Annotated in this window: 13 protein-coding genes; 10 read left to right on the forward strand and 3 right to left on the reverse strand. The window is 71.0% G+C overall.

The features are described from left to right. Positions 1-279: 279 nt before the first annotated feature. Positions 280-465, reverse strand: coding sequence for a hypothetical protein (locus ACFVDP_RS34500; RefSeq protein WP_111665464.1), 186 nt, complete (start codon positions 463-465; stop codon positions 280-282). Positions 466-678: 213 nt separating this feature from the next. Here ACFVDP_RS34500 and ACFVDP_RS34505 point away from each other — a divergent pair, with 213 nt between their 5' ends. Next, positions 679-1,605 (forward strand): winged helix-turn-helix domain-containing protein, encoded by a 927-nt coding sequence (locus tag ACFVDP_RS34505; RefSeq protein WP_383498388.1) that lies wholly within the window; start codon positions 679-681, stop codon positions 1,603-1,605. A gap of 22 nt (positions 1,606-1,627) precedes the next feature. Here the strand turns inward: ACFVDP_RS34505 and ACFVDP_RS34510 are convergent, their stop codons facing one another. Continuing rightward, a complete protein-coding gene (locus ACFVDP_RS34510; RefSeq protein ID WP_111665462.1) occupies positions 1,628-1,819 on the reverse strand; it encodes a hypothetical protein in 192 nt (63 codons plus the stop codon). Positions 1,820-1,993: 174 nt separating this feature from the next. Between ACFVDP_RS34510 and ACFVDP_RS34515 the strand changes: the two genes are divergently transcribed. The 7 genes from ACFVDP_RS34515 (at position 1,994) to ACFVDP_RS34545 (ending at position 10,967) form a co-directional block, all read left to right on the forward strand. Beyond that, positions 1,994-2,920 (forward strand): GntR family transcriptional regulator, encoded by a 927-nt coding sequence (locus tag ACFVDP_RS34515; RefSeq protein WP_383498525.1) that lies wholly within the window; start codon positions 1,994-1,996, stop codon positions 2,918-2,920. Further along, a complete protein-coding gene (locus tag ACFVDP_RS34520) occupies positions 2,869-3,681 on the forward strand; it encodes an HAD family hydrolase (RefSeq protein ID WP_383498390.1) in 813 nt (270 codons plus the stop codon). The genes ACFVDP_RS34515 and ACFVDP_RS34520 overlap by 52 nt, the downstream gene beginning before the upstream one ends. A gap of 98 nt (positions 3,682-3,779) precedes the next feature. Beyond that, complete coding sequence (locus ACFVDP_RS34525; RefSeq protein ID WP_383498392.1) at positions 3,780-4,673, forward strand: winged helix-turn-helix domain-containing protein; 894 nt, start codon at positions 3,780-3,782, stop codon at positions 4,671-4,673. Between the two features lie 306 nt (positions 4,674-4,979). Next, positions 4,980-7,250, forward strand: a complete 2,271-nt coding sequence (locus tag ACFVDP_RS34530) for a phosphotransferase (RefSeq protein ID WP_383498394.1) — start codon at positions 4,980-4,982, stop codon at positions 7,248-7,250. Between the two features lie 38 nt (positions 7,251-7,288). Continuing rightward, positions 7,289-8,176 (forward strand): hypothetical protein, encoded by an 888-nt coding sequence (locus ACFVDP_RS34535; RefSeq protein WP_383498396.1) that lies wholly within the window; start codon positions 7,289-7,291, stop codon positions 8,174-8,176. Between the two features lie 32 nt (positions 8,177-8,208). Then, positions 8,209-8,850 (forward strand): TetR/AcrR family transcriptional regulator, encoded by a 642-nt coding sequence (locus tag ACFVDP_RS34540; RefSeq protein WP_383498398.1) that lies wholly within the window; start codon positions 8,209-8,211, stop codon positions 8,848-8,850. Positions 8,851-8,891: 41 nt separating this feature from the next. Then, a complete protein-coding gene (locus ACFVDP_RS34545; protein WP_383498400.1) occupies positions 8,892-10,967 on the forward strand; it encodes a HelD family protein in 2,076 nt (691 codons plus the stop codon). A gap of 442 nt (positions 10,968-11,409) precedes the next feature. On the opposite strand, the gene ACFVDP_RS34550 is transcribed toward ACFVDP_RS34545, so the two are convergent. Next, positions 11,410-11,901, reverse strand: coding sequence for a MarR family winged helix-turn-helix transcriptional regulator (locus tag ACFVDP_RS34550; protein ID WP_383498402.1), 492 nt, complete (start codon positions 11,899-11,901; stop codon positions 11,410-11,412). 136 nt (positions 11,902-12,037) lie between these two features. Between ACFVDP_RS34550 and ACFVDP_RS34555 the strand changes: the two genes are divergently transcribed. Both ACFVDP_RS34555 and ACFVDP_RS34560 read left to right on the forward strand, forming a co-directional pair. Then, positions 12,038-13,489, forward strand: a complete 1,452-nt coding sequence (locus tag ACFVDP_RS34555) for an MFS transporter (protein ID WP_383498528.1) — start codon at positions 12,038-12,040, stop codon at positions 13,487-13,489. A gap of 146 nt (positions 13,490-13,635) precedes the next feature. Continuing rightward, the gene (locus ACFVDP_RS34560) at positions 13,636-14,997 is read left to right on the forward strand and encodes an MFS transporter (protein ID WP_383498531.1); all 1,362 of its coding nucleotides are present in this window, start codon (positions 13,636-13,638) and stop codon (positions 14,995-14,997) included. The last annotated feature ends 385 nt before the right edge of the window (positions 14,998-15,382 follow it).

Here is a 15,382-nt window from a genome sequence, read left to right on the forward strand (position 1 = left end):
GCGTCGCCTCTGACGAGATGGCGCACGAAGTGCGCATCTCAGGGGCGCGGGGAACTGCGCGAGAAGCGGCCACCGGCCCGCAGATCGCAACGAACCCCGTGGGGCAGACGCGGATCTTCCAGGGGCGCGGGCCCCCACCCCGCCCCCGGCGGAGATCACCGCCCTGGGCCAGGTGGTGGAGTAGGAGGCGGGCGCCGCCGCGACGGCCCCGAAGGCCGGCGGCGCCCCCTCGGACGAAGACCGACCGGACTCCCGGCTCCCCTCCGGAAGGGAGCCCGGTCAGCCGCTCTGGGCCAGCAGCATCACGAGGGCGACCGCCCCGATGCCGCTGATCACGGTGTTCTTGGCCTTGAGGCCGACGGACAGCAGGATGAAGGCGATGATGCCCACGGGCCCGTACTTCCACTGGATGAGCTGCTCGAATCCGATGGCCAGCGCGGCGACGACGATGGCGAAGACCGGCATGTCCCTACCCCCTTAGGTGGGAGTGGTGACCAACTCTGGTGCCAAAGCGATGGCGTAGACCAACCTCTGTGGTCGACGCCAACCCCCGTGGTTGTCCGACCATGTCTTCCAAGTTGGTCACCAACTCACTGTTACTTATCTCCGCTGAACCGCGACTTATAACCATCCTTCCTTCAACTCCCTTGAGATGGCGTGAAGTTGTACCGTTGAACCGTGAGCGTGGAGCATGCCGCCGTCAATGGACGGCCAGAGGTGCCGCGGGCGCAGTGGACGTACCGCGAGGTGGCGGACGAGCTGCGGGCCCGGATCCGCTCCGGGCAGCTGCGTCCCGGCCAGCGGATGCCAACTCAGGCGCAGTTGGCGGACGACTTCGGCGTGGAGCGCTCGGCGGTGCGCCAGGCGCTGCGCATCCTGCAGTCCGAGCACCTGCTGGCCAACGTGTCGAAGGGCAGCCCGGCCACCGTCGCGGAGAACACGCAGTCCGTGTTCCGCGGGCCCGGCGCACCTCCGCAGCCGACGATGGTGGGGCTCGGGCCGCGGGTCACGGCCGCCTTCCGGCAGCAGGACGTGGAGATCGACGCCCTGTGCCTGACGTCGGTCTCGCTGACCCTCGCGATGGGCGAACCGCTCCGGCAGATCCACGCGGGCCGCATGAAACCGGCCAAGGTCAGGGTCCGGGTGCTGATGCCCAGCCGGGACATCGACCTCGCCTTCCCGACACCGGCCGCGGACCTGGAGGCCGAGCAGGAGGCGGCCCTGGGCGGCAGGCTCCAGCGCCACTGGCTGGCGCAGCGCAACGCGCAGGGCCAAGTGCTCAGGCACAACCTGATGGCCCTGCGCGCCACGCACGGCATGGACGTCCGGGTGGAGTTCCGCGCCCTGCCTTTCACGCCACCCGTCAAGCTCTACCTGCTCAACGGCAATGAGGCGCTCTTCGCCTACTACACGCTGAGCAGGCGCGGGGAGCAGATCGACCACGAGCGGGTCGACGTGTACGACGCGACGGGCGTCCAGCAGATGCTGTTCGCCTTCGAGCAGGGGGCAGGACTGCGGGACACCACCTTCGTCGAGCAATCCCACCTGTGGTTCAACAGCCTCTGGAACACGATCAGCACGGATCTGACGCTGATCGGGCCCTGACCCGGTTCCGGGCGGGCCGGGGCTAGTGGAGCGCGGGGCCGGCCACCATGATCGCGAGCAGTACGCCACCGATGGAACTGCAGGTGGCGTTCCTTGCCTTGACACCCACGGCCAGCAGGAGAAGGCCCGCGATGCCGGCCGGGCCGTAGTGCCACTGGACGAGCTGCTCGAAGGTGATCACGAAGACCGCGGAGAGGAGGCTCAGGAAGGGCATGACGGTTCCTCCTTCATCGGCTTCGGCAGTGCTGAGGCGGGTTGGCAGAGTGAGCGCCATCCAGTAGCCATCCTGGGCCAAGTTGGTTACCAACCCACGATAGTTGTCCCCAACTCCCGGTGTAGAAAAACAAGTCTTCAACAACTCCCGCCAAATGGACGGGAGTTGTACCATTTGGTTGTGACCCGGGAGAGCGTGGCGGACATGACGGACACGATGGACGTGACACTGAACGGAAGCAGAAGGCGCGGACCGCAGGAGATCGCCGACGATCTGCGCCGCCGTATCAAGGCGGGTGAACTCAGGGCGGGCGACCGGCTGCCCACCCAGGCGGTGCTGGCCGAGGAGTTCGGGGTCGAGCGCGGCACGGTCCGCCAGGCGCTCCAACTCCTGGAGGCGGACGGTCTGTTGAGCAGCCGCAGCAAGGGCAGCCCGCCGCGCATCGCCTCCGCGGCCACCGCTCCCGACGGGCCGCAGCCCACGATGGTCGCCCTGGCCCCCCGGCTCGTCGAGGCGTTCCAGGCGCCCGAGGTGCGCATCGACGCGGTGTGCATGACCTCCGAGTCCCTGATGCTGGCCCTCGGCGAACCGCTCCGGCTGATCCACGAGGGCCGGATGCGCCCGAGCTCCGTCGACGTGCGCATCCTGCTGCCCGGCCGCGACATCGACCTCGCCTTCCCGGTGCCGGTCCCGGACCCGGGCGACGGCACCGACCGGGCCGACGACGTGGCGGTCCACCAGCGCTGGCTGGCCCAGCGCAACGCCCAGGGCCAGGTGCTGCGCCACAATCTCCGCTCGCTGCGCTCCTCGCACGGCATCGACGTCCGGGTGACCTTTCGTGCCCTGCCGTTCACCCCTCCCGTCAAGCTCTACCTGCTCAACGACGAGGAGGCGCTCCTCTCGTACTACATGGTCACCAAGCGCGAGGAGGAGATCGACAGCGGCACCAAGTTGGAGATGTACGCGGCCACGGGCACCCAGGCGCTGCTGTTCTCCTTCGAGAAGCGCGCGGGCCACCGGGACCGCGCCTTCGTGGAGGAGTCGCAGAAATGGTTCGACGCGCTCTGGGCAACCATCACGTCGGACCTGACACTCTCCTAGTGACTTCTGATCTGGCGAAGCAGACTGAATCCGTGACCGAATCCGTGGCTGAAGAGACGGATCCCCGCGGGGAGCTGACCGGGCTGGTGCGAGGGGCGCGCTACGTGCTCTTCGACTTCGACGGGCCGATCTGCCGGCTGTTCGCCGGCCGGCCGGCCGCACGGATCGCGCAGGAGCAGGTGGCCTGGCTGGACGCGCAGGGGCTCGGCGACGCCCTGACGGAGGCTGAGCGGGCGGACACGGATCCGCACAGCGCGCTGCGCAGTCTGGGTCTGCAGCGGCCGTCCAGCGACCTGGTCGTGGAGATGGAGAAACGTCTCACCGACCAGGAACTGAGAGCCGTCCCCACGGCCTGGCCCACCCCGTACGCGGACCCGCTGATCCGTACCTGGTCCGCGGTCGACGCCAAGCTCGCCATCACCACCAACAACTCGCCCGAGGTGGCCCGCACCTATCTGGAGGGCCGCGGGCTCTCCCCCTGCTTCGAGCCGCACATCTACGGCCGCACGCAGAACCTGGAACTCCTCAAGCCCGACCCGTACTGCCTCAACCGCGCGCTGAACGCCATGGGCGCGGCCCCCGCCACCGCCCTGATGATCGGTGACACCCCCACGGACCTGTACGCGGCACAGGCCGCGGGCGTCGCCTTTCTCGGCTACGCGCGTAACGAGGACAAGAAGCGGAAGCTGCGGGAGGCCGGCGCTTCTCAGGTGATCGACTCGTTGCAAGAGCTGCTGGACATTCTGCTGAACCGGGTCTGAGCTGCGAGTCCACCGATCTGGCTGACAAGTCGGTGGAGTTGGCTGCCAACTGGCGTAGAGTTGACGCGACTTGGTACTGCGGAGGTGATCGTGTCGTGGTGAACGACAAGAGCGTTCCGTCGCTCCGTCCGACCTCCGAGGGCATAGCCGACGAACTGCGGGAACGCATCAGGACCGGTGTGCTCGGGGCCGGTGACCGGCTGCCCACGCAGGCCGCGCTCGCCGAGGAGTTCGGGGTGGAGCGCGGAGCCGTGCGGGGCGCGCTGCAACTGCTGCGGGCGGACGGCCTGCTGACCAACGTGAGCAAGGGCAGCCCGCCCCAGGTGGCCCAGCGGGCCACGGCGGCCCTGCCCGGCGGATCCCGCTCGGCGCGCAGCATCCTCGGCCCCCGCCTCGTCGCCGCGTTCCAGGAGTCCGAGGTGCGCCTCGACGTGGTGTGTCTGACGGCGGAGACCCTGATGGTGTCGCTGGGCGAGCCGCTGCGCCAGGTCTTCGAAGGGGCGAGCCGGCCCGCGTCGGTCCATGTGCGCGTCCTGCTCCCGGCGAGCGACCAGCACCTGGACTACCCGGCGCCGGAGAAGGGCTGGGGCCACGACGCCGAGCTCGACGCGGCCCTCCACCGTCGCAACCGCAACCAACTGGCCGCACAACAGCAGGTCCTGGAGCAGAACTTCACGCTGCTGCGCCGGATGGGCGGCATCGACGTCACGACGGAGTTCCGCCGCCTGACGGGCACCCCCACCCGGAAGGTCTACCTCCTCAACCGGCAGGAGGCGCTCATCGGTCACTACATCCCGCAGCGCATCATGCGGGAGGTCGACGACTACGACAACGGCAGTCCGGTGCCCCTGCGCGACGTGCGGGGCTTCGAGACCCCGATGTTCGTCTTCGACCGGAACGGGGGCCCGATGGAGGCCGCCTTCGTCGAGGCCGAGCAGCAGATGTTCGACGGGCTGTGGGAGTACGTGGCGCGGGAGGCCGGTCAGGCCTGAGCGAGGGCCGGCAGGTGTCTCGGGTGAAGACGCAGAATCCCGGCCTCGCGAGGGCCGGCCCTCGTGGCCTTCTGGCGGTGATTATTCGATTCCGTTTGGGAGTACCTCGCTCTGTGAACGGGGTCGGCCGAGACTGGACCGGAACCGTTCGGCTATCGAACGCGGATCTCGGAAGAGTGGCATTCCCGCACCGGTATCAGCCGTTTGAGCTTCAGGGAGTGCTGAGTCCTTCTGCGGGTCGATACGGTGAGGCGTTTCCGTCCGGGCTTTCGTCCGGGCTTCCGTTTGGCCATGCAGGAGACGCCTGTGTCCGCCTCTTCCCCCGCGCGCCCGATCAAGGGCGCGACGCTGGATGACTCCCAATGGGCCGCGCTCATGAAGTACGCGGGCAACAAGGGAGCTGTGATGGAGGGCCATCACAACACCAACCGGGTGGTGGATCTGCCGTCCGCCATGGCCGGTTGGTTCGGCGGCGGTCTCGGGGCGCCGGCCCTGGTGACCGTACGGGTCCGCAAGTCGGACGCCCTGCCGGTGGTGATCCGCATGTGGCAGGACGAGTCGCCGGTTCTGGACGCGGTCGGCCCGGTCCTCGAGAACGTTCCGCGCTGTCTTGCGCGGCGGGACGACGTGGCGATTCACAGCTATGTCCAGGGGGTCCCCCTGTCGCTGACCTGCCCGGCCGGCGAGTTCCTGGAGTCCGAGATGGTGCGGGCCCTGGCCGGGGAGCTCGCGCGGATGACGAGGGTACGGGCGGACGAGCTTCCGCCGCTGCCTGCCGCGTGGTCCCGGCTGAGCCAACTGCCGGGGAAGAGCGCGGAGTTCCTGCGGACTCTCGCGCTGGCCGCCGACACGCAGATCCGCCGGCCCAACTGGGCTGTTTTCGGTGGTCTGTTCGCGTCTTTGGGGGTGGCCGAGCGGGCGCTGGTCGGCTTTGCGGAGAGGGTACCCAAGCTCCATGACCGCCCGTTCAGCCTGCTGCACGGAGATCTTCACCGGGACAACGTGATCGTGGCCTTCGACCAGCCGAGGCGCCCCTTGATCTGCGTCGACTGGGAACTCGCGATGTACGGGGACCCGTTGCACGATCTCGCGACACATCTGGTCCGCATGGGCTACCCCCACAAGCAGTGGGACGAGGTCGTCGAGGCGTGGTGCCGTGCCATGAAGGGGGAGGGACGGGAGCAGGCGGCGGACGGTGTGACGAGTGACCTCCCCCACTACGTCGACTTCGAGCGCGCGCAGTCCGTGTACCCGGATGTGATGCGGGCGGTGTCGGCGCTCGGTTCCTCGATCGGCCCCGGCGATCTGGAGCTGGCGGCCCTGGAGGTGCACCGGGCGCTGGAGGCGGCCGAGCGGCCGCTGCGGCTGCGCGGGCTGCCGAAGGTGAGCACGATCGAGCAGCTGATCCTTCGATGGTGCAAAGGCCGCGGGGCGCGGTTCCTGGAGAAGGAACCGGGGGCGCGCTGGACCTGGGAACGTGACGAACGGGTGCCGCTGCGCCCGGAGTTCGATGAGGAGGTGGTGGAGGAGGCGCTGTGGGCCGAGGCGCTGGCCTCCGCCCGGCAGGTGTTCAAGGGCGCGACCCATCTCAGCACCGTGGTGAACGCGGGAGGCGCGGATGTGGTCGTACGCCGCAAGCTGGGGGCCGTGACGCTGCGGGAACCCCGCTTCCTCCTGGAGCACGAGGTCCTGGGCGCGATCGAGGCGGCCGGGGTGGCGGTGCGTGCCCCGCGGGTGATGGCGCTGGGTAAGAGCGAGCTGGGCGACGAGTTCACCCTGCACACCTACGAGGGCCGCGGCGGTCCCGGCCACCGCGCCGAACACCCCGAATGGGGCCTGCTGCCGGGAGAGGCCGACGATCTGGTGGATCAGCTGTACGCACTGTCGAAGGTCGACACCCGGCCGCTGGATCAGCACCGTGGCGGCGTCAGTTTCTACCGCTGGCTCTGTCTGAAGCTCGTCCGGATGGTGGAGGGGCTTCCCGTCGAATCGGCCCGTGTGGCAAGCAAGTTGGGTCTTCCGGGGGCGCGCTGGCTGACGATGGCGCTCGCGCCGCGCGATGTGACACCGCGACGGAAAGTCCTGCTGCACGGCGATCTGAACCCGTGGAACCTGGTCCGTCTCGGCAAGCGGGGCGACGGGCATCGGCTGGCGCTGATCGACTGGGAGATGGCCCTGGTCGGCGACCCGCTCTACGACCTGGTCCGGCACATGCATCTCTCGCCGACCAGGCCGGAGACTCGCGAGCGGATGCTCCGGCGGTGGTCCGCCGTGATGCCGGCCGACCACACCCGGGGCTGGCAGAAGGACTGCGAGACGTACCGGCAGCTCGAAGTGGTCCGCTCGGCCTACGTCGACCTGGACCGGCTGGTCACCGGTGAGGGCCTGGACGCGCCCAACGTCCGTCGCGCGGTCGGCTCGTACGCGACCACGCTGCGCCATGCGCTGCACTACCTGGGCATGGGCAGTGCGGGCCAGGCGGCCCTCTCCAACCCCTATCTTGTTTTTGCCCTGCCGCGCGCGGACGATGAGATGCGGGGGACAGGCGCGGCGTTCGCTGCGCTGGAGCGGGCCTGAGCGTCGTGTGAGCCCCCATCCGGAGGGGGAGGCGGCGGATGCCCAACCGTACGGGGGACGGGGAGAACGGCGCGGGAGTGTTGCGTGCGTTACGGCGGTTCCAGGAGCGATTCGAGCCGGTGGCCGTCCGTGCGCTGCTGGCGGCCATCTTCGTCACGGGGCTGCTGGCCCAGTTCGTCAAACCCGTCGGGGACGCCCTGGAAGGCAAGGCATTCTTGGGCGGTGCGCTGCTCAGTCTCGTCGGGTACGTCCTCTACGACGCGCTCCGTAACCTGACCGAATCCGCCCGGGTTCCGGCAGGTGCCCAGGTCAACTCGCGTGACCTGGGCAGCTTCGTGGCGGAGGCTTTCCAGGCCCGGCGGGTCGAGATCAGCTTCTACGGTTACACGGGGGAGACCCTCTACAACGAGCTGTACCACCGTCTCGAACGGCTCGCGGACAATCCCGGTCCCACCCGCCGGGTGGTCATCCGGGTCATGGTGCCGGACTTCTCCCGGCCGATGCGGGTGCCCTCGCGCGTGGGGCCCGACGACGAGCCCGAGGACGCGCCGGAGTTCCGGGACCGTGCCGAGCGCCGGTGCCAGGAGTACGACCAGATCCTCTCCGAACTCGCCCAGGGCCTCACCCGGATCGGACGCATGGACGTGACCTGCGAATATCGCGTCTACCAGGGACCTCCCGTGCACAAGCTGTGCATCTTCAACCGCAAGCGTGTCCTGCACGGCCTGTACAACGTGTCGACCCGGATGCCGCTGCGCGGCCCCGAGTACTACGACCCCAAGGGGTACGACACGGATCTCAGCGTCCTCGCGGGCGATCACGGCACCCAGGACGAGGCCGCGATCGCCATGTGGGTCAGACACTTCGACGACATGTGGCGGCTGGTGGCCGAGGTGCCCTCCTGGCGCCGCGCCGCCGCTGCCTGAGCTGCCGCGCCCGGCCCCGTACCCTCCTCCCCATGACCACCCCACCCCCCTCCCTCCGCGAACTGAAGAAGCAGCGCACGCGCGAGACGCTCTCCGAGACCGCTGTCCGGCTCTTCATGGAGCGGGGGTACGACCAGGTGTCCGTGGCCGAGGTGGCCGCCGCCGCCGAGGTGTCCAAGCCGACGTTGTTCCGGTACTTCGCGGCCAAGGAGGACCTGGTCCTGCACCGATTCGCCGATCATGAGGACGAGGCGGCCCGCGTCGTGGCGGGGCGGGCGGCGGGGGAGAGCGCGCTGGAGGCGTTGCGGCGGCATTTTCTGGCGGGCCTCGAACGGCGGGATCCGGTGACCGGGCTGTGTGATCACCCGGCGGTGCTGGCCTATCAGCGGCTGTTGTACGGGACTCCGGCGCTCGTCGCGCGGTTGTACGGGTATCAGGAGCGGTCCGAGAAGGCGCTGGCCGCGGCGCTGGGCGGGCCGGAGTTCGAGGCGCGGCTCGCGGCCGGGCAGATCGTGGCGGTGCAGCGGGTGCTCGCGCAGGAGAACGGGCGGCGGATCGCGGCCGGGGAGTCCGCCGACGCGATCGCGGCGGACGCGGTGCGCGCCGCCGGGCTGGGGTTCGGGCAGCTGGCCCGGGGGCTGGGGGAGACGGTCACAGGCGGCGTGACAGAGTAAAGAATGTAACTCGGTAACGTTATTCGGTTATCGTGGGTGTCATGAGTGATGGCTCCGATGACTCCGCTGGCTTTGATGACTCTCTTGATCTCGCGCTCGGCGCCGAACGCCGTTTCCACGACACCTGCCGTGCCGCCCTCGCCGCCATGGTCGAGGGCGCCGACGAGCAGGTCGTCATCGGGGAGAATGCCTCCGCCTCCGGTGCCGACGCCGAGGTGCTCGGCTATCAACTGCGCAGCAGGGCAAAGGAGATGAGGGAGCTGCCGGCGGCGCCGTTGTTCTTCGGGCGGCTCGACTTCGGGGCCGTGGGGGAGCACGCCGGGCAGAGCTATCACGTGGGGCGGCTGCGCATCACCGAGCATCCGGCCGCGCCGCCGCTCGTCGTGGACTGGCGGGCGCCGGTGTCGCGGGCCTTCTACCAGGCGAGCGCCAAGGATCCACAGGGTGTGGATGTACGGCGCCGGTTCGGGTGGGCGCCGGGGAGCGTGGGGGCGACCGCGGATCTGACGAGCCTGGAGGACGAGCGGATCGGCGCCGGAGAGGCGGATTCCGGGAGCCGGATTCTCGCCGGGGAGATCGAGCGGCCGCGCGTCGGGCCGATGCGGGACATCGCCGCGACCATCCAGCCGGAACAGGACGACCTGGTGCGGGAGGCGCTCGCCGCGTCCGTGTGTGTGCAGGGTGCCCCCGGGACCGGCAAGACCGCCGTGGGGCTGCACCGGGCCGCGTACCTCCTCTATACGTTCCCGCAGCGCATCCAGCGCGGCGGACTGCTGGTCGTCGGGCCCAACCGGACCTTCCTCTCCTACATCTCCGCGGTGCTGCCCGCGCTCGGCGAGACCGGTGTGCGGCAGTCGACCGTGGAGGAGTTGGTGGGGGCGGAGGCGTTGGCTGTGCGGGCGTACGACGACGAGGGCGCCGCCGTCGTCAAGCACGACGCCCGGATGGCCGAGGTGCTGCGGCGGGCCCTGTACGCGCGGGTGTCGGCGGCGGGACTCGTCGAGGCAGGCTCCCTCGCGGTTCCCGATCCGCAGGTCACCTACCGGTGGCGGGTGCCGGCCGAGGTGCTGGTGCGGATCGTCGAAGGGGTGCTCGCGGAGGCGCCGCCGTACGCCGTCGGGCGCGAGCGGGTTCGCAGCCGGGCCGTGCGGTACATCCAGGAGCGCGCCGAGCGGCGGGCCGTCCATGTCAATCGCGTCTGGCTGCAGAAGATCGAACGGTCGCGGGCCATGAGCGCGTACGTGGATGCCGTGTGGCCCCGGGTGCGGGCCGAGGAGGTCGTTCATCAACTGCTGTCGGATTCGGAGGAGTTGGCGCGGGCCGCGGACGGGGTGCTCGACGCGGCGGAGCAGGAGGCGCTGCTGTGGGCGCGGCCGGCGCGTTCGTACAAGTCCGCCCGGTGGTCCGCCGCCGATCTCGTACTCGTCGACGAGGTCGCCGGGCTGCTCGCGCATCCCGAGGGGTACGGGCACATCGTCGTCGACGAGGCGCAGGATCTGTCCCCGATGCAGGCCCGGGTCATCGCGCGCCGCGCCGCTTTCGGTTCGCTGACCGTGCTCGGGGATCTGGCGCAGGGGACCACGCCCTGGGCGGCGCGGAGCTGGGACGTGCTGCTCGGGCATCTCGGCCGGCCGGAGGCGCGGGTGGTGCCGCTGACCGTGGGGTTCCGGGTGCCCGCGGCCGTCGTCGCGCTGGCCAACCAGGTGCTGGACCGCATCGACGTGGACGTGCCCGCGGCGCGGTCGCTGCGCGGGGACGGGGAGTTGCGGGTGCGGGAGGTGGGCGATGTGGTGGGCGGGGCCGTGGACGCCGTGCGGCGGGCGCTCGGGTACGAGGGGTCGGTCGGGGTGATCGCGGCCGAGGGGGATGTGGGGCGGGTGCGGGCTGCGCTGGTCGGCGCCGGGGTCGCTGTCGCGGGGGCTGATGAACTCGGGGCTCGGGTCAGTGTGCTGGGGGCTGGGGAGGCCAAGGGGCTTGAGTACGACCATGTCGTCGCTGTCGAGCCTGCGGCGATCGTGGAGGCGGAGGCGCGGGGGCTCGAGCGGTTGTATGTGGTGCTGACCCGGGCTGTGTCGCGGCTCGATGTGGTGCATACGCGGGGTCTGCCCTTCGGCTAGCCGCCGTTGGGGGGCACGGATTCGCTGCCGGGTGCGGCTCGCGTCGTGGCTTGTCGCGCAGTTCCCCGCGCCCCTGATGGGTTGACGGTCGGGTGTCGGCCGGTGGGGGTTCTCGCGCAGTTCCCCGCGCCCCTGAGATGCGCACTTCGTGCGGCATCTCATCAACCGAGGCGCCGCCTCCGAAGGGGAGGCTGCGCGAAGCGCATGCCTCAGGGGCGCGGGGAACTGCGCGAGAAGAGGCCGCCGGGGCGCGGACGAATGGCTACCTAGGGGCGCGGGGAACTGCGCGAGAAGAGGCCACCGGGCCGCGGACGAACGGCTGCCCAGGGGCGCGGGGAACTGCGCGGGAAGCGGCCGCCGGGGCGCGGACGAACGGCTACCGAGGGGCGCGGGGAACTGCGCGACCAGCCCCCACCGGAGTCGCACTCGGCGACGAGAGTTCTCAGGCCCGCTGTCGGGCCCTCCGTGCCGGAGTGGGGCCGGGGGTCGGGGTGCTCAAGTGGCCCTCGGCCAGGTGGGTCATCAGGCGGAGGAACACCTCCTGGTCACCCGGCGAGAACGCGGCCAGCGCCTCTTCGTGCACCCCGTCCACGATCTTCTGGCTGCGCGCCGCGACCTTGGCGCCCTCTTCCGTCACCGCGATGATCCGCGCCCGCCGGTCGGTGCTCGACGGCCTGCGCTCCGCGAGGCCCGCCTTCTCCAGGGCGTCGACCGTGACGACCATCGTGGTCTTGTCCATGTCCCCGATCTCGGCGAGCTGGTTCTGGGTGCGCTCCTCCTCCAGGGCGTGCACGAGAACGCAGTGCATCCGTGCCGTCAGACCGATCTCGGCGAGCGCCGCCGCCATCCGCGTACGCAGCACATGGCTCGTGTGGTCCAGGAGGTACGAGAGGTCGGGCCTGGTCCGGGTGGGGGCGGGCTTCATCGCGGTCATGGGGCAAGGGTAGTCCACCAATGGTTCCGAGAAATATAGTCTGCAACAGAACTATCTGTTACGGTCGTGTTGTCGTCGCCGCCCGGTAGGGGCGGCGACCCGACTCGGAGGGACCCCTGCCGTGTCCGCCGTATCCATGCGTTCCGCAGTCGCCGACCCGGCGCCCCGCAATCGTCTGCACAGCCGCTGGCTCGCCCTCGGCGTCATCGCCGCCGGGACCCTGATGATCATCCTCGACGGCTCCATCGTCACCGTCGCCCTGCCGGCGATCCAGCAGGACCTCGGGTTCTCCGCCACCGCCCTGAGCTGGGTGGTCAACGCCTACCTCATCGCCTTCGGCAGCCTGCTGCTGCTCGCCGGGCGGCTCGGTGACCTGGTCGGGCGCAAGCGGATGTTCCTCGCGGGCACCGTCGTCTTCACGGTCGCCTCCCTCCTGGCGGGTCTCGCCACGACGCCCGCCGTGCTGCTCGCGGCCCGTTTCCTTCAGGGGGTCGGCAGCGCCATGGCCGCCGCCGTGGGACTCGGCATCCTCGTCACGCTCTTCGCCGATCCGCGCGAACGGGCCCGCGCGATAGGGGTGTTCAGCTTCACCGGCGCCGCCGGGGCGTCGATCGGGCAGGTGCTGGGCGGCGTACTGACCGACGTGCTCGACTGGCACTGGATCTTCTTCATCAACCTGCCCATCGGCGCCGCCGTCCTCGCCCTCGCCGTGCCCGCGCTGCCGGGGGACCGGGGCGCCGGACTGCGGGCGGGAGCGGACGTGTGGGGCGCCGCGCTGATCACCGTCGGACTGATGCTGGCCATCTTCGGGGTCGTCAACATCGAGGCGTACGGGGTGAGTTCACCGCGGGCGGGCGGGGCGATGGGTGCGGGGCTCGTGCTCGTCGCCGGGTTCTTCGTGCGGCAGGCCCGCGCCCGTACGCCGCTCATGCCGCTGCGCATCCTGCGCTCGCGCACCGTCGCCGGTGCCAACATCGCCCAAGTCCTCACCCTGGCCGCGATGTTCGCCTTCCAGGTCCTGGCCGCGCTCTACATGCAGCGCGTCCTCGGCTACGGGGCGCTGCGCACCGGCCTCGCGATGCTGCCCGCCGCCGTACTGATCGGGGCCGTGTCGCTCGGTGTCTCGGCGCGGCTGGCGGCGCGGTTCGGGGAGCGGGCGGTGCTGCTCGCGGGCCTCGTCCTGCTGGCGGGCGCCCTTGGATATCTGGCGCGCGTACCCGTCCACGGGCAGTACGTCACCGATCTGCTGCCCGTGATGCTGCTGATCTCCGGAGGCGGTCTGGTGCTTCCGGCGCTCGCGGGGCTCGGGATGTCGGCGGCGAGCGAGAAGGACGCGGGGCTGGCCTCCGGTCTGTTCAACACCACCCAGCAGATCGGCATGGCCCTCGGCGTCGCCGTCCTGTCGACACTCGCCGCGACACGCGCCAACTCGCTCGCCGAGAGCGGCAGTTCCCAGGCCGCCGCACTGACCGAGGGGTACCGGCTCGCGTTCGGGATCGGGGCCGGGCTGATCGGGGCGGCGTTCGTGGTGGCGCTGGTCGTGCTGCGGCCGACGGGGGCGGGGGCGGGTGCGCGGGACCCGCGCTGATCGACGTACGGCGAGCGGGAAAAGGCGTGGCAGGCGGCGCTGATTGGTGTGTACCTTTCCCGCTCGTGACGAGACGCGCTCCAACTGATTCCGCGGGGCTCTTCTCCCGTACGTATCTGCCCGCCACCGCCAGCTTCGCCGCCGTGATGTTCCTGACCGGGTTCGCGGCGCTCGCCGTGATGCCGCTGCTGCCGGTGGCGGCCCGGGATCTCGACGGGGTGGGGCTGTATCCGCTGGTGGCGGGGGCGTTCGTCGCCGCGAGTCTGCTGGGCGGGGTGCTCGGCGGGGCGTGGGCGGACCGGGTGGGGGCGCGGCTGCCGCTGATGGTGGGCGTGGTGCTCACCGTCGCCACGCTCCTCATCTCCGCGACCAGCGGCAGCATCTGGCAGCTGGCGTTTGGGCGGTTCACGGACGGGATCGCGGCCGGGCTCGTGGCGGTGTCCGTGAACGCCGCCATCGGGCAGTCGTACCCCGACCGCATACGGGCCAAGGCCCTCGCCCTGATGAGCACCTGCTGGATCGTGCCGTCGCTCGCCGGGCCGCCGCTCGCCGGGCTCGTGGCGGCCTGGTCGTCGTGGCGGACGGTGTTCTTCGGGCTCGCCGTGCTCACCGTGATCCCGGCGGCGGCCGCCGTCCTGCTGCTGCGCGGGCGGCCGATGCGGGCCGACGCGGTGTCCGCCGGACCGCCGCCCCGGCCGCCGTTGCTGGTCGCGGGTGCGGTGAGTGTGGCGGCGGCGCTCACCCAGTTCGGGGTCTCGGAGTGGGACGTCGCGCACCTGCTGTGTACGGGGGCCGGCCTCGCGGCGCTGGTCGTGCTCGCCCCGCGCCTGTTGCCGCCCGGGACCTGGCGGGCCGCCCGCGGGCTTCCGGCGACGGCGTTGCTGCGGGCGCTGACCTCGGGCGCGTACTTCACGCTCGAAGCCTTCGTGCCGCTGATGCTGACGACCGCGCGGCGGGTGCCCGAGGTGGTCGTCGGGCTCGCGTTCACCGGGGCCGCGCTGGCGTGGGCCGGGGCGTCGTGGTTGCAGGGGCGCCTGCAGGAACGGGTGCCCCGGCATCTGATGGTGCGGGTGGGGGCCGGGGTGATGGCGGTGGCCGTGGTGCTCGCCGGCCTCTGCACGCTGCCCTCGGTGCCGGCCGCGGCCGCTGTGGCGTCGATGGTGCTGGCCGCCGTGGGGATGGGCTGGGCCGCGCCCTCCCTGACCCTGCTCTCGCTCGCCCACAGCCCGGCGGACCGGCAGGGGGCGGCGAGCAGCGCGATGCAGACGTCGCAGAATCTGGGGCAGACCGTGGTGTTGGCTGTGGCGTCGGGGCTGTTCAGTGCCGTGGGCGCGGTGGCCGACGGTCGGCTTCCTGCGTTCGCGGGGGCGTTCGTGTTGTTGCTGCTGCCGGCTGTCGCAGCGGGGGCGCTGGCCGCGCGGACCCGGGTGGTTGTGGGGGCCGCCCCCGGTCCTGACTTCGTCCGCGGCTCTCGTCGTGGCTGGTCGCGCAGTTCCCCGCGCCCCTGAGGCATGCGCTCCGCGCAGCCTCCCCTCGAAGGCTGCGCTGCGCGCGCCTTCGTCTGGAGGCCCCTCTTCGCGCACCGTCCTTTGGAGGCTGCGCTGCGCGCCTTCCCCCGGAGGCTTCGCTCCGCTCGCCGCCCCTGGGCGAGCGCAGCTCGCTCCCAGGGGGCGCGGGGAACTGCGCGGGAAGCGGCCACCGTCCCGCAGGCAGCGATGAATCCCCGTGGGGCAGACGCGGATCTTTCAGGGGCGCGGGGAACTGCGCGAGAGGCGGCCACCGGCGCGCAGGTTGCGATGAATCCCCGTGGGGCAGATGCGGATCTCTCAGGGGCGCGGGGAACTGCGCGAGAGGCGGCCACCGGCGCGCAGGTTGCGATGAATCCCCGTGGGG

This window comes from Streptomyces sp. NPDC057694, from assembly GCF_042799415.1.
In the GTDB taxonomy this organism is placed as follows: Bacteria; Actinomycetota; Actinomycetes; order Streptomycetales; family Streptomycetaceae; genus Streptomyces.

Excerpts from the sequence above, each read along its gene's own strand:
- ACFVDP_RS34520 (WP_383498390.1), top strand. The coding sequence starts at position 2,869 with ATGGTTCGACGCGCTCTGGGCAACCATCACGTCGGACCTGACACTCTC.
- ACFVDP_RS34510 (WP_111665462.1), bottom strand. The coding sequence starts at position 1,819 with ATGCCCTTCCTGAGCCTCCTCTCCGCGGTCTTCGTGATCACCTTCGAG.
- ACFVDP_RS34555 (WP_383498528.1), top strand. The coding sequence starts at position 12,038 with ATGCGTTCCGCAGTCGCCGACCCGGCGCCCCGCAATCGTCTGCACAGC.
- ACFVDP_RS34540 (WP_383498398.1), top strand. The coding sequence starts at position 8,209 with ATGACCACCCCACCCCCCTCCCTCCGCGAACTGAAGAAGCAGCGCACG.
- ACFVDP_RS34550 (WP_383498402.1), bottom strand. The coding sequence starts at position 11,901 with ATGACCGCGATGAAGCCCGCCCCCACCCGGACCAGGCCCGACCTCTCG.
- ACFVDP_RS34500 (WP_111665464.1), bottom strand. The coding sequence starts at position 465 with ATGCCGGTCTTCGCCATCGTCGTCGCCGCGCTGGCCATCGGATTCGAG.
- ACFVDP_RS34560 (WP_383498531.1), top strand. The coding sequence starts at position 13,636 with ATGTTCCTGACCGGGTTCGCGGCGCTCGCCGTGATGCCGCTGCTGCCG.
- ACFVDP_RS34535 (WP_383498396.1), top strand. The coding sequence starts at position 7,289 with ATGCCCAACCGTACGGGGGACGGGGAGAACGGCGCGGGAGTGTTGCGT.
- ACFVDP_RS34545 (WP_383498400.1), top strand. The coding sequence starts at position 8,892 with ATGAGTGATGGCTCCGATGACTCCGCTGGCTTTGATGACTCTCTTGAT.